Raw genomic sequence first — 12,283 nt, forward strand, 5'->3', positions numbered from 1 at the left:
TTCACCATGAACGCGCAGGGCCGGCCCCTCAACCGCAGCCAGACCGTGCGCGGTCTGCCGGAATTCGGACGCTGCGCCGTCTTCGGCGTGGTGAACGTGACGCCCGACTCCTTCTCCGACGGCGGCGAGTACTACGCCGACGGCGACACCGCCAAGGCCGTGGCGCACGGCCTGCGGCTGCACCGGCACGGCGTGGACGTGGTCGACGTCGGCGGGGAGTCCACCCGGCCGGGCGCCGCCCGGGTCACCGCCGAGCAGGAGCTGGACCGGGTCCTGCCGGTGATCGAGCAGCTGGCCGCGGCCGGCGTGCGGGTGTCGGTGGACACCATGCGCGCCTCGACCGCGGCGGCCGCCCTGGACGCCGGCGCGGTGGTCGTCAACGACGTCTCCGGGGGCCTGGCCGACCCGGAGATGTTCCCGCTCGTGGCCGAAACCGGCGTGCCGTACATCTTGATGCACTGGCGTGGGCACAGCACTGACATGCAGACCCGCGCGGTGTACGGCGACGTGGTGAAGGACGTCATAGAGGAACTCCAGGCGCGCTACGACGCGGCCCTGGCGGCCGGCATCGCCGAGGACCAGGTGATCCTGGATCCCGGCCTCGGCTTCGCGAAGAACGCCGACCACAACTGGGCCCTGCTGGCCCATCTGGAGAAGCTGGAGTCGCTCGGCAGGCCGCTGCTGATCGCCGCTTCCCGCAAGAACTTCCTGGGCCGGCTGCTGGCCGACGAGGCCGGCGGGATCCGGCCCCCGCACGGCCGGGACTCGGCGACCGTCGCGGTGTCCGCGCTGGTCGCCGCCGCCGGGGCCTGGGGCGTGCGCGCGCACGACGCGCTGGGCTCGCTGGACGCGGTCCGGGTGGCCTCGGCGCTGGCGGCCGCGCGATGAGCGCCGGGGGCAGCGCCGGCGGGCCCGGCGACGCCGCCGAGGGCCCGGACCGGGACCGCCGCGACGGCGGTGACGGTGGTAATGGCGGTAACGGCGGTGACGGGGACGGCCGCGACGGGGACGGCTTCGGCGACTTCGTCGAGTTCGAGGAGGAGTTCGGCACCTTCGCGGCCGGCCCGGGCGGTCCGCCGCCGCAGGTGACCGCGGACATCGAGGCGATCACCGAGGCCAACGAGGAGTTCTACGCCGCGGCCGAGGCCGGCGACCTGGACCGGCTGGGCGCGATCTGGCTGGCCGGGCCGTTCGAGGCCTCGGTGCAGTGCGTGCACCCGGGCTGGGCCCCGGTGTTCGGGCGCGAGGACGTGCTGCGCTCGTGGGCGGTGGTCTGCGCGAACACGCCGTTCCTCCAGTTCTTCCTCACCGACGTGCGGATCGACGTGGTGGACCGGATCGCGGTGGTCAGCCTGACCGAGAACATCATCACCGACATGTCGGCCGGCTCCTCCGAGGAGGACCCGGGGTTCATCGCCGGCGGCCGGGCCACGACGATCAACATCTTCCGCCGGACCGACGACGGCTGGCGGCTGTGGATGCACCACGCGTCGGCGGTCATGGAGAGCGTCGAGGAGTAGCCCGCCCGCGCAGGTCAGCCTGGGCGATCATGGTCGCGCACCCGGTGGTGCGCGGTATTCGGGCGATCCCGGGACGGCGGCGCCGAGCAGGCCCCGGTATGTTCGTCATGATGTCTACTCACACGAAGCGGCTCGACCGGGTGACCGTCCACGGGCTGCGCGGGCGCGGCCACCACGGGGTCTTCGAGCGCGAGCGGGAGAAGGGCCAGACGTTCATGGTGGACGTCACGCTGGGCTTGGACACCAGCCGTGCGGCCGCCACCGACGCCCTGGCCGACACGGTCAACTACGGCGAGGTCGCCGAGCGCATCGTGGCCCTGATCGAGGGCGAGCCGGTGAACCTGATCGAGACGCTGGCGGCCCGGATGGCGGCGGCCTGCCTGGAGTACCCGCTCGTGGAAGAGGTCGAGGTCACGCTGCACAAGCCGGACGCGCCGATCACGGTGCCGTTCGAGGACGTCACGGTGACCGTGGTGCGGACGCGGGACGACCTGGCGGGCGCGAAGCCGCGGCCGCCGGAGAACGGCGGGTCGGCGATATGAGCGAGACGACGACCGGCGAGGGCGGTATCCGCCTGCACACCGCGGTCCTGGCGATCGGCGGCAACCTCGGGGACCGGCTGGCCAACCTGCAGTCGGCGGTGGACTCGCTGGCCGACACCCCGTCGATGACCGTGGACTGGCTGTCCCCGGTCTACGAGACCGCCCCGCTGCTGGCCGAGGGCGCCGAGCCGCAGGACGACTACCTGAACGCGGTACTCGGTGTGACCTCGGCGCTGCCGCCGGACATGCTCCTGATGCGGACGCAGGCCATCGAGGAGGCCCTGGGCCGCACCCGCGAGGTGCACTGGGGCGCGCGGACGATCGACATCGACATCGTGCAGTTCGACGAGCTGGTCCAGGACGATCCGGAGCTGACGCTGCCGCACCCGCGGGCCGCGCAGCGCGCGTTCGTGCTGGCGCCGTGGCACGACGCGCGGCCCGAGGACGTGCTGATCGGCGCCGGGCCGGTCGCGCAGCTGCTGGCCGCGCTCGGCGGGGCCGCAGCGCAGGGGGCGGCGCGCCGGGACGATCTGGAGCTGATGCAGCCGTAGGCGGCGGGTTCCTGCTGGATTCTCGCGGATTCCCGCCGATTCCCGCGGATTCCCGCCGGGGCGCGGCGGGGACCCGGTCGCGCCGATCGTGGGATTTCCGCCACGTTCCGCTGGTTCGCGGCTGTCCGGCGACCGTCCGCCGACCGTCCGCCGACCGTCCGACGGAGCGGGTTTCCGCCCCCGGTTCGGTTGTCCTTCACCTCCGGTTCCGCCGCTGGTCAGCGTGTCGTCCGGCAGTTCGGGCCGGCCCCGGGGCACGCTCGGGCCGGGCTCGGCGCGGCCCGCGAAGGCGCCGCGTATCGCCAGGGGCGCAGCGGCTCGCCTCCTTCGCCCCGGTCCGCGTACCGTGGACCCTGTGAAGCCCACACGTCCCCTGGCACTCGCGGCCACGTTCCTGGTGATCGGCGCCCTGTCCTACGGCGGTGTCCAGCTCTGGGCGCACTACGGCACCCCGCCCGGCGTCCCGGCTTCCGCCCCGCTGACCCCGGCGATCCTGGCCGTCATCATCCTGGCCACCGCGCTGGCCTTCCGCGCGCGCCTGAAGGCGCAGCGCGAGGCGGTGCAGCGGGTCCTCGACGGGGAGCCGTCCCCGCCGATCCTGCCCGGGCAGCGCGCGCCCAAGCCGCTGGACCCGCTGCAGGCCGCCCGCGCGGTGATGTTCGCGAAGGCCTCGTCGATGGTCGGGGCGATCGTCTCCGGCGTCTACGCCGGCTACGGGGTGTTCCTGCTCGGCAAGCTCGACGTCGACGTCTTCCGCAGCCGCGCGATCGTCTGCGGCATCACGGTGCTGTGCGGCCTGGCGCTCGTCGCGGCGGCGCTGTTCCTGGAGTACGTCCTGCGGGTGCCCCCGAGCGGCCCGGACGACGGCGTCCCGCACAACGGGAACAAGACGAAGGCGGCCACACCGACGCGTCCGGTGCGCAACCGTCCGGACGGGACGTTTCCGGTCCGTCGGGAATCGAACCATTCAGGTTCTTGATTCGTCACCTTTGTCCGAACCCTGTTCATTTGCAAGATCTTGATATCCGCGTGCCCGGTATCGCTCGTACGTTTCGCTTGTCCGTGCGACGCCGCAGCCAGTAATGTTCGGCCATGCGTCACGCTCGGCAGCTACAGGCCCAGCGACGCGGGGGCGACATAGCCGGCCCGGCATGGCCCTCGATCGTCGCCACCACCACGTCCCTCACAGGCGCGGCCGCGGGCATCGCGACCACGCTCGCCTGGAGCGATCCGTTCCACCTCCGGCTCGGCGTCGGCATGGCCGCCGCCGGCGGGCTCTTCTCCTCGGTGGCGATGTTCGCCGCGCGCCGCGATCGTGCGACCCGCCGCGAACTGGTCGCTGCCATGCGCGAGGACCACGCCGCCGAGCTGCGGTACGAGACCTCGCGCCGGGACAAGCAGATCACGGACCTCAAGACCGACGCGCTGGCCGCCGAGGAGACCGTGGTCCTGTTCGAGGAGCGGGCCAGGGAGGAGCAGCTGCGCGCGGACGCCTCCGAGGCGGCGCGCGTGCGGGCCGAGCACGACCTCGCGGTGCTCTCGGCGTGGGTCCAGCAGACCACCGCCGCGGCCGAGCTGACCCGCTCGGCGGTGCAGTCGTTCGCACAGGTGCAGCCCTTCGAGCCGGCCCAGCAGTTCGAGCCGGTGTCGGTGCACGACCACGCCTTCGCGAGCTACCAGGCGGCGCGCACCGGGGCCTACGAGCTCGAATACAACCCGGGGTACGCGGCGCAGCACGCCGCCTACGACGCGGTGCCGGTGTACGAGACCGAGTACGCCGGTTACGCGGACTACACGGACTACACCGAGTTCATGGACTACGGCACCGGAAACGGTGTCGCTGTGGACACGACCCCCGGCACCGAGATCGACCTGCGGCCCGCCGCCGCGGTCCCGGTCCGCGTCCAGGAGCCGCAGCTGCCCGCCGAGATCCCGGCCCAGCAGCTCCCGGCCGAGGCCCGGCCGCTGCGCTCGGCCGTCCTGGCGGTCCGCGGCGAGGTCGGCTTCGACGTCGCCGCCGAGGTGGACGGCCCCGGCCAGGACCCGTACACGGTCCCCGGCGTGGTCATGCCCCGCCAGCGCGAGGACGGACGGCCCGCGGCGCTCCCGTCGGCCCGCCCCGTGCCCCCGGAGCGGCTGTACCGCCCCTATCTCGCCGCGGACCAGGGCACGACGTCGAACGCGGCCCCGGTGGACCTGACGATGTACGACGAGACGCAGCAGATGGCCAAGATCGAGCACCGGCAGACCGGGACCGCTTGAGGTTCCTCAGCCGGTTCCTCAACATGCTGAGGTTTTCCGCGAAAGGCCCCGCCGATGTCGGCGGGGCCTTTTCGTTGCCGGGCGGCGGGTTTCCGGTTGCCCGGGTGTCGCCTTCGCGTCGCTTTTACTTGTCGATGTCCCCGACCACGAAGAACATCGACCCCAGGATCGCGACCATGTCCGACACCAGATGCCCGGGCAGCACCTCGGCCAGCACCTGGATGTTGTTGAACGACGCCGAGCGCAGCTTGAGCCGCCACGGGGTCTTGTCGCCGTGCGAGACCAGGAAGTAGCCGTTGATGCCCAGCGGGTTCTCGGTCCAGGCGTAGGTGTGGCCCTCCGGCACCTTCAGGATCTTCGGCAGGCGCTGGTTGATCGGGCCGACCGGCAGCGTGTCCAGCTTGTCGGCGCAGGCCTGCGCGATGTCCAGCGAGTTGTACGCCTGCTCCAGCAGCACCTCGAAGCGGGCCAGGCAGTCGCCGCCGCGGCCGGTGACGACCTTGAGCTTGTCCCGCACCTCGGGCTCGCCGTAGGCCAGGTACGGGTCGTCGCGGCGCAGGTCGAAGTCGACGCCGGAGGCGCGGGCGATCGGGCCGGAGACGCCGTAGGCGGCGATCTGCTCCGGGGTCAGGACCCCGACGCCCCGGGTGCGGGCCCGGAAGATCTCGTTGCCGGTGATCAGGCGGTCGATGTCGGACATCCGGGAGCGCACCTTGGCGATCGCGGCGCGGACCCGGTCGGTCCAGCCCAGCGGCAGCTCCTCCTTCAGGCCGCCGACCCGGTTGAACATGAAGTGCATGCGGCCGCCGGAGATCTCCTCCATCACCGCCTGGATCTCCTCGCGCTCGCGGAAGGCGTAGAAGATCGGCGTGATCGCGCCCAGCTCCAGCGGGTAGGAGCCGAGGAACATCAGGTGGTTGAGGATCCGGTTCAGCTCGGCCAGCAGGGTGCGGGCCCAGGTGGCGCGTTCGGGGACCTCCATGCCGAGCATGCGCTCGACGGCCAGCACCACGCCGAGCTCGCTGGCGAACGCCGAGAGCCAGTCGTGCCGGTTGGCCAGCACGATGATCTGGCGGTAGTCGCGCACCTCGAACAGCTTCTCGGCGCCGCGGTGCATGTAGCCGATGATCGGGTCGGCCGAGACGATGCGCTCCCCGTCCAGGACCAGCCGCAGCCGCAGCACGCCGTGCGTGGCCGGGTGCTGCGGGCCGATGTTGAGCACCATGTCGGTGGTCTCCAGGCCCGTTCCGGTGCCCGCGACGCGCTCGGTCAGCTGCTGGGAGGTCATGCCGGTCATTGTGCCAGGCGCCCCGGCCGCGGCCGCGCGGCGACCGGCGGGCGGGCGCCGATCACGGTTCGGTGACGACGTGCGACGGGTGGGCAACGTGCGACGCTTCTCTGCGTCTATGTGGTGGGAGGCCCGTGCCGTCGGGCCGCGGGGTGGTCAGGGGTCTACAGATGAGACGAAGGCTTCGCGCTGTGATGGCGGGCCTGATGGTGGTCGCGGCGGGGTCGGCCACGACGGCGGCGTTCGCGGACGGATCGGGCCCGGTGGCCACGTCCCCGGGCACGCCGCAGACGCAGACGGTGTCCGGCGTCGCGGTCAACGGCGTGGCGCTGTCGGTGACCGCGCCGGCGCAGCTGCCGCTGGACCTGCCGGGCCAGCAACTGCCCGAGCGCGAGGTCGACATCACGGTCAAGGACGTCGGCGGCCAGGGCTACACCGGCACGGTGAGCACGACGCTGACGGCCGACGGGGCCGGGGCCACGTCCGCCACGCTCCGGGTCGACCACTACGACCTGCCGAGCAGCTCCTGGCAGCCGCAGACGGTCCCGGTGGGGCAGGCGTCGGTCGGGGTGACGGACGACGTCACGGTCCCGGCGAACGGGACGCAGGTCGTGAAGGTCCGGCTGTCGCCGGGTACCGCAGCGCTCGACGACGTGAAGGTGAACGTGGCGGCCAACGGCGCCACGGCGGTCGCGACGATGCCGGTGGCCGGACTGTCGTTCCAGGCCTCGGGGCTGACCGGCTCGGCGCGCGCGGGCGCCTCGACGGTACTCACCGGCAAGCTGACCAACTCGACGGACGTCGACCTCACGGGCATCCCGGTGAAGCTGCTGCTGTGCTCGTCGGGTTCGGCCGGCTGCGTCGCGCACGCCAGCGAGGTGAAGGTGGAGGTGCAGACCGGCGGGTCCTGGCACACCGTCTCGGTGTCGGACGCCACGGCGACGACGCCGATGTCCGCCACGGTGCTTCCGGCGCTGGCGCTGCCGGCCGCCAGTACGGCGCAGTTCTCGGTGCGGGTGACGATCGCGGCCGGGGCCTTCGGGATGTCGGGCTCGTCGGGCACGCCGGGGTCGCCGGGGTCGCCGGGGTCGTCGGGCGGGTCCACCACGCCGGGCACGCCGGGCTCGTCGGCCACGACCGGCCAGCCCTCGGGCCCGCCGACCTCCGCGGCGCCGCCGGCCCAGCCGCTGACGGTCCCCCTGGTCCTCGCCCCGGTCGGACTGACCCTCACCGGCCAGCCGAACGTCTCGGGCACGCTCACGGTCCAGCCGCCGCCGCAGCCCACCCCGACGACGCCGTCGAGCACCCCGAGCACCCCGGCGACGTCCGCGACGCCGACCCCGACCCCCTCGGACCCGCCGACCACGGCCGACACCCCCACGGACACCCCGACCGCCACGCCGACCCCGGGCCCGCTGGTCACCACGGAGGTGGCGAGCACACCCGGCGCCACGTCCTCGGGCAACCCGACCCTGCTGGTCGCGGTCGGGCTGCTCGCGGTGTGCCTGGCGCTGGTGCTGTGGTGGGGACTGATGAAGCGGCGGGAACGGCTCGCGCGCGCCGACGGCGGGGCGGGCGACGTCCCGCTCGCGCACGACGAGGTGGAGCCGCACGGGGATGGGGACGGCGAGCAGTAGCGGCTGCTGAATCGGGCGCAGCGCTGGTTGGCGAGGTAGCTGCTGCTTCGTGCCGGATTGGTGCAGAGCACGGCGCGGCGCAGTCCGGCTGGCACAACGTGGCCCGGCGCGGCGCGGTCCAGCAGGGCACGAGGTAGCCCGGTCCGGCGGGCACTGTGCCGTGCGGCGGGTTCAGCACAGCGTGGCGCGGTCCAGCAGGGCACGAGGTGGCCCGGTCCGGCGGGCACTGCGCCGTGCGGTGGGCTCAGCACAACGCGGTGCGGCCCAGCAGGGCACAAGGTAGCCCGGTCCGGCGGCCACTGCGCCGTGCGGCGGGCTCAGCACAGCGCGGCGCGGTCCAGCAGGAAACAAGGTAGCCCGGTCCGGCGGGCACTGCGCCGTGCGGTGGGCTCAGCGCAGCGTGGCGCAGCCTGCTATCCAGCTGGCGCGGCGCGGGCATAGCTCGGGGCCGTCCCGGCTTGGCGCGGCCCAGCACACTGAGCCGCGCAGCAGACCACGACCATGGCGTGGCCGGACCGAACCCTTGGCCCGGCCCGGCCACGCCGGACCGGCGGCCACCGCCCCATGGCGGCCGCCGGTCGTCTCTGAGCGCGCTACAGGCCGCGCTTGGCCAACTCCTCCAGCAGGTTGTGCTTGCGCGCGTTGGCGGCGCGCAGTCCCTCGATGTAGGCCACGGCCTCGGACTTGCGGTGCAGGCGCTGGTACGCCGCCTTCAGGTGCTGCAGATACCGCGCGGCCTCGGCGTAGTCGCGCCGGTTCCGGGCCGCGATGCGTGCCTCTATGTGCTTCTTGTAGACGGGGATGGCGCTGGCCGGGTCGGTCAGGGCCCGCACATCGGCCAGCCGGAGCTCCGTGTCGTTGACGTCGGCCCCCGGCGTGACCAGCTCGTCGACCCGGGCCGCGAGGTGGCGCCGTAGGTCGTGGTCGTCGTGCGCGCAGTCCAGCAGCAGGTTGATGAGGTCCTCGCGGTCCAGGATCCCCAGCAGCCGCCGCAGGCCGGCGATCTCCCGCTGCGCCGCCACGAACTCCGCGCTCCGGGTCTTGGTGACTGGCCCGTCCAAGTACACCAGCCCGACCGCGACGCAGTGCCGACAGAAATCCCCGATCATCCCGCGCGGGCAGTCGCAGGAGTAGTCCAGACCGGCCGGCCGCCGGTCCAGCCGCACCTGCCAGGGCTCGGAACCGTAGACGGTAGCGGTGATCTCCGCCCCCGAGGTCCCGAGGCTGTCGACGGCCGGGACGGAGGCGACCCCCCGCTGATAGGCGCGCGGCCCGGCCAACCGCTCCAGATCCTTCTTGCTGAAGAATGCTGTCATACACACATTCTAGCGAGCGGGTCTGACAAAGTCGGGGCGCAATCGGACTCTCTATCCCAAAGGCGGGTGGCGAAACCCGGGCGGGCGGATCGTTGTCGAGGCGTTATGCGGACTCTGCGACGGCCGTCGCGGTACCGGTGTCAGGCGGTGTCAGCCGGTGTCAGGCGGACGGCCCGCCGCAGACCGCGACCACCTGTGCGGCGGTGACGGTCGGGCCCGGCGGATGCCCGGCGTCGGCGGGCTGGTCGTTGCCGATGCCGACGGTGAGGCTCCCGTCGGCGGCCGGCGCCGCGATCCCGAGCTCGATCCACTCCCCGGCGTGCGAGGCGCCGGACATCGGGAACTGGCCGGCCCGGCCGGCCGTCGAGTAGTCGCCGAAGGCCAGGTTGGCCGGGCTGGCCGCGTTGTAGGCGAACAGAGCACATTCGGAGACGGCCGGGCCGGGGGTGAAGGTCCACACGACGCCGGCGGTCGCGGTCTGGCCGGGCGCCACGGTCGGGGCGACGAGGTCGGCGCCGCCGCAGCCGCCGAAGGCCGCGCCGCCGCGCGCCGGGTCGGGGGACCAGCCGGCTGACGCGGACAGAGAGTGGCCGGCGCCGTCGGGGCATCCGGGTCCGGCGATCGCCGACCACGGACCGCCGGCGGACCAGGGCGCTGATGACGCGGGGATCCGCAGGCTCTCGAACCACGCGAGATTCGCGCCGAGCAGGCGCCCGGAGTAGCCGACGAGGGTGCGGGGGAGCGGCGGGGGCTGGCCGGGGATGGCTGAGGCGGACCGGGACGAGGTCGCGTTGGTGCTCGTGCTGGTGCTCGGAGCGGTGGTCGCAGGATGCGATCGGACGGCGATCGAAGGCTGCGATGCGCTGATCCGCGTCGGCGGAGCCGCGGCCGAACCGCCGTTGGTCGCCAGGGCCAGCGCGACGGCTGCCGCCGCCACCAGGCCTCCCGCCGCTGTCGCGATGACGACTCCGGGTCTCGGCCGTCGGTCGGGTGGCGGGATATCAATGTTCTGGCGTGATTCCGTCGCCGGTTTCTCGGGGACGAACGCGGTGGTCCCGTCGATCACGATGTGTGCGACGGGAGCCTCGGGCTGTACTGCGGCTTCGTCGTTGCCGCGATCCGCCTCGGCTACTTCGATCGCCGCTGCTGCGTGCTCTTCTGGCTGCTCCACCGCGTATTCAGCGAACTCCGCCGCCAACTCCACCGCCGTCGGCCGCCCCTCGGCCTCCTTCGTCAAGCACCGCAGCGCCACCTCCCGCAGTTCCTCGGGCATCGCGCCGAGGTCCGGCTCGGCGTGCACCGTGCGGTACATCAGCGTCGTGGGGGAGCCGTCCCAGAACGGGCTCGTGCCCGTCGTCGCGTAGACCAGGCACGCGCCGAGCGCGAAGACGTCCGCCGGCGGCCCGGTCTCGCGCCCTTCGATCTGCTCCGGCGCCATGTAGCCGGGCGTGCCGTGCATGCGGCCGGTGGTGGTGAGCGCGGCCAGGTCGGCGGCGCGCGCGATGCCGAAGTCGATGATGCGCGGGCCGTCCGGGGCCAGCAGGATGTTCGAGGGCTTCAGATCGCGGTGGACCAGGCCCGCGGCGTGCATCGCGGCCAGCGCCTCGGCCAGCCGGGCGATCAGCGTGCCGGCGTTCTCGACGGTGAGTGCGCCGAACCGCGGCACCTGCTGCGCCAGCGTCCAGCAGCGGAAGTACTCGGTCGCCAGCCACGGCGGGTCGGCCAGCACGTCGGCGTCGACGACGCGCGCGGTGTGGCGGCTGTGGACGCGGCGGGCGGCGGCGACCTCGCGGATGAAGCGGGCGCGGAACTCCTCGTGCTCGGCCAGGCCCTCGTGCACCCGCTTCAGGGCCACCTCGCGGCCGGCGTCGTCGCGCGCCAGGTAGGCCACCCCCATGCCGCCGGCGCCCAACCGCCCGACGAGCGTGTAGCCGCCGACGCGCTCGGGGTCGCGCGGCCGCAGCGGCTCGGGCTCCGGCGGGCTGAGGAACCCGGCGGCCAGCGAGGCCTGCGGTCCGAACGCCCAGACGTTCGCCGCCTCCGCTCCCGCCACGCGCGACACCTCCCGTGGCCGGAGCTTAAAAGGGTTTCAGCAGCTTGAGAAGGCCAGCAGCCAACCGAACCCGCCGAGGCCGGCGGGGTCGGTGAGCTCGGCGGCGGCGGAGGCCCGGCTCAGGCCCCGGAGATAGCCGAGGGGGTCGGACGAGGCCAGGGCCAGATCGGGGCGCGCGCCGGAGATGCTCAGGTCGTGGAGGATTTCGCGCTGGGTGGCGAGCACGGTCTCGGCCTCCGGGCCGAGCGCCGCGGCGCAGGCGTCGAGGGCCACGTGCGCGGTGATGTCGCAGGTGCCGTCCGGGACCGCGGGGACCTGGTGGCCGTCGCGGTAGCCGGTCAGGGTGCCGAAGCGGGGGCGGTCGGCGGCGGTGTGGGAGTAGTCGACGGCGACGGCGAGGCCGCGGTCGAGCCGGTCCACGGCCGTGCGCCAGGCCGCGTCGCGGTCCAGGCCGATCTCGGCGCGGGCGCCGGCGGAGTCGCCGACCGCAGCTCGGGTGCCGGACGAGTCGCCGATCCCTGCACGGCCGCCCGCGGAATCGCCAAGCGGCCACCACCGCGCCAGCCACTCCCGCTGCGCCGGGTCCGGCACCGCCGCCAACCGCTCCGTCCCGCTCCCCGGATCCACCTCCACGATCCGCGCGACCCCGTCCGGCCCGACCTCCGCGACGTCGCACACCACGTTGTCCAGCCACTCGTTCGCCAGCAGCAGCCCGACCACCCCGCTCGGCGCCGTCCCGCTCCACTCCACCGCCGCCGGCAGCCCCTCCGGCCGCGGCCCGAGGTCCACCGCCACCGTCCGCAGCCGCTCCGCGACCTCCGGCGCCTCGGCCGCCAGCCACCGCACCACCCCGGCTGCCAGCTCGCCGCGTCCGGCCGCCATGTCGACGAAGTCCAGCCGCTCCGGGGCGCCGAGCCGCCGGTCCACCCGCAGCAGCAGCCGGCCGACGGCCTCGGCGAACACCGGGTTGTGCGCCGAGGTGCGGAAGTGCGCGGCGGGGCCGGCCCCCGGCCTGCGGTAGAAGCCGTCCGGGCCGTAGAGGGCCTGGTCCATCGCCGCGCGCCAGGTCAGCCATTCCGTCACGGCGGCCACGCTACCGCCCAGGTCGTGCGAC

At 73.6% G+C, this 12,283-nt stretch carries 11 protein-coding genes; 7 read left to right on the plus strand and 4 right to left on the minus strand.

Annotation, left to right across the window (positions count from 1 at the left end; all coding sequences use genetic code 11):
- Nucleotides 1-6: 6 nt before the first annotated feature.
- From folP to ABH920_RS13915, 6 genes are all read left to right on the plus strand, one after another.
- Nucleotides 7-888: a dihydropteroate synthase gene (gene folP / locus ABH920_RS13890; protein ID WP_370349354.1), complete on the plus strand. Its 882-nt coding sequence runs from the start codon at nt 7-9 to the stop codon at nt 886-888.
- Complete coding sequence (locus ABH920_RS13895) at nt 885-1,520, plus strand: nuclear transport factor 2 family protein (RefSeq protein ID WP_370349355.1); 636 nt, start codon at nt 885-887, stop codon at nt 1,518-1,520. Before folP ends, ABH920_RS13895 begins: the two co-directional genes overlap by 4 nt.
- A 110-nt stretch (nt 1,521-1,630) precedes the next feature.
- Entirely contained in the window at nt 1,631-2,062 is a 432-nt protein-coding gene (folB, locus tag ABH920_RS13900) for a dihydroneopterin aldolase (RefSeq protein WP_370349356.1), read from the plus strand.
- Nucleotides 2,059-2,613 (plus strand): 2-amino-4-hydroxy-6-hydroxymethyldihydropteridine diphosphokinase, encoded by a 555-nt coding sequence (gene folK, locus ABH920_RS13905; protein WP_370349357.1) that lies wholly within the window; start codon nt 2,059-2,061, stop codon nt 2,611-2,613. The genes folB and folK overlap by 4 nt, the downstream gene beginning before the upstream one ends.
- Before the next feature lie 355 nt (nt 2,614-2,968).
- Nucleotides 2,969-3,592, plus strand: coding sequence for a DUF3180 domain-containing protein (locus tag ABH920_RS13910; RefSeq protein WP_370349358.1), 624 nt, complete (start codon nt 2,969-2,971; stop codon nt 3,590-3,592).
- Nucleotides 3,593-3,705: 113 nt separating this feature from the next.
- On the plus strand, nt 3,706-4,875 hold the full coding sequence (locus ABH920_RS13915) for a hypothetical protein (RefSeq protein WP_370349359.1): 1,170 nt from the start codon (nt 3,706-3,708) through the stop codon (nt 4,873-4,875).
- A gap of 124 nt (nt 4,876-4,999) precedes the next feature.
- Here ABH920_RS13915 and ABH920_RS13920 read toward each other — a convergent pair whose 3' ends face one another.
- Nucleotides 5,000-6,172: an NADH-quinone oxidoreductase subunit D gene (locus ABH920_RS13920; RefSeq protein ID WP_370349360.1), complete on the minus strand. Its 1,173-nt coding sequence runs from the start codon at nt 6,170-6,172 to the stop codon at nt 5,000-5,002.
- A gap of 161 nt (nt 6,173-6,333) precedes the next feature.
- On the opposite strand from ABH920_RS13920, the gene ABH920_RS13925 reads away from it, so the two are divergent.
- Nucleotides 6,334-7,800, plus strand: coding sequence for a hypothetical protein (locus tag ABH920_RS13925; protein ID WP_370349361.1), 1,467 nt, complete (start codon nt 6,334-6,336; stop codon nt 7,798-7,800).
- Nucleotides 7,801-8,393: 593 nt separating this feature from the next.
- Here ABH920_RS13925 and ABH920_RS13930 read toward each other — a convergent pair.
- The 3 genes from ABH920_RS13930 to ABH920_RS13940 all read right to left on the minus strand — a co-directional run bounded on the left by ABH920_RS13930 (nt 8,394) and on the right by ABH920_RS13940 (nt 12,252).
- Nucleotides 8,394-9,116, minus strand: a complete 723-nt coding sequence (locus ABH920_RS13930) for an SWIM zinc finger domain-containing protein (RefSeq protein WP_370349362.1) — start codon at nt 9,114-9,116, stop codon at nt 8,394-8,396.
- Between the two features lie 160 nt (nt 9,117-9,276).
- Nucleotides 9,277-11,169 carry a serine/threonine-protein kinase gene (locus ABH920_RS13935; protein WP_370349363.1) on the minus strand — a complete coding sequence of 631 codons (1,893 nt, stop codon included), beginning with the start codon at nt 11,167-11,169 and terminating at the stop codon, nt 9,277-9,279.
- Between the two features lie 36 nt (nt 11,170-11,205).
- Entirely contained in the window at nt 11,206-12,252 is a 1,047-nt protein-coding gene (locus ABH920_RS13940; protein ID WP_370349364.1) for an SAM-dependent methyltransferase, read from the minus strand.
- Nucleotides 12,253-12,283: the final 31 nt, after the last annotated feature.

Origin of the sequence: Catenulispora sp. EB89 (assembly GCF_041261445.1) — a bacterium.
In the GTDB taxonomy this organism is placed as follows: domain Bacteria; phylum Actinomycetota; class Actinomycetes; order Streptomycetales; family Catenulisporaceae; genus Catenulispora.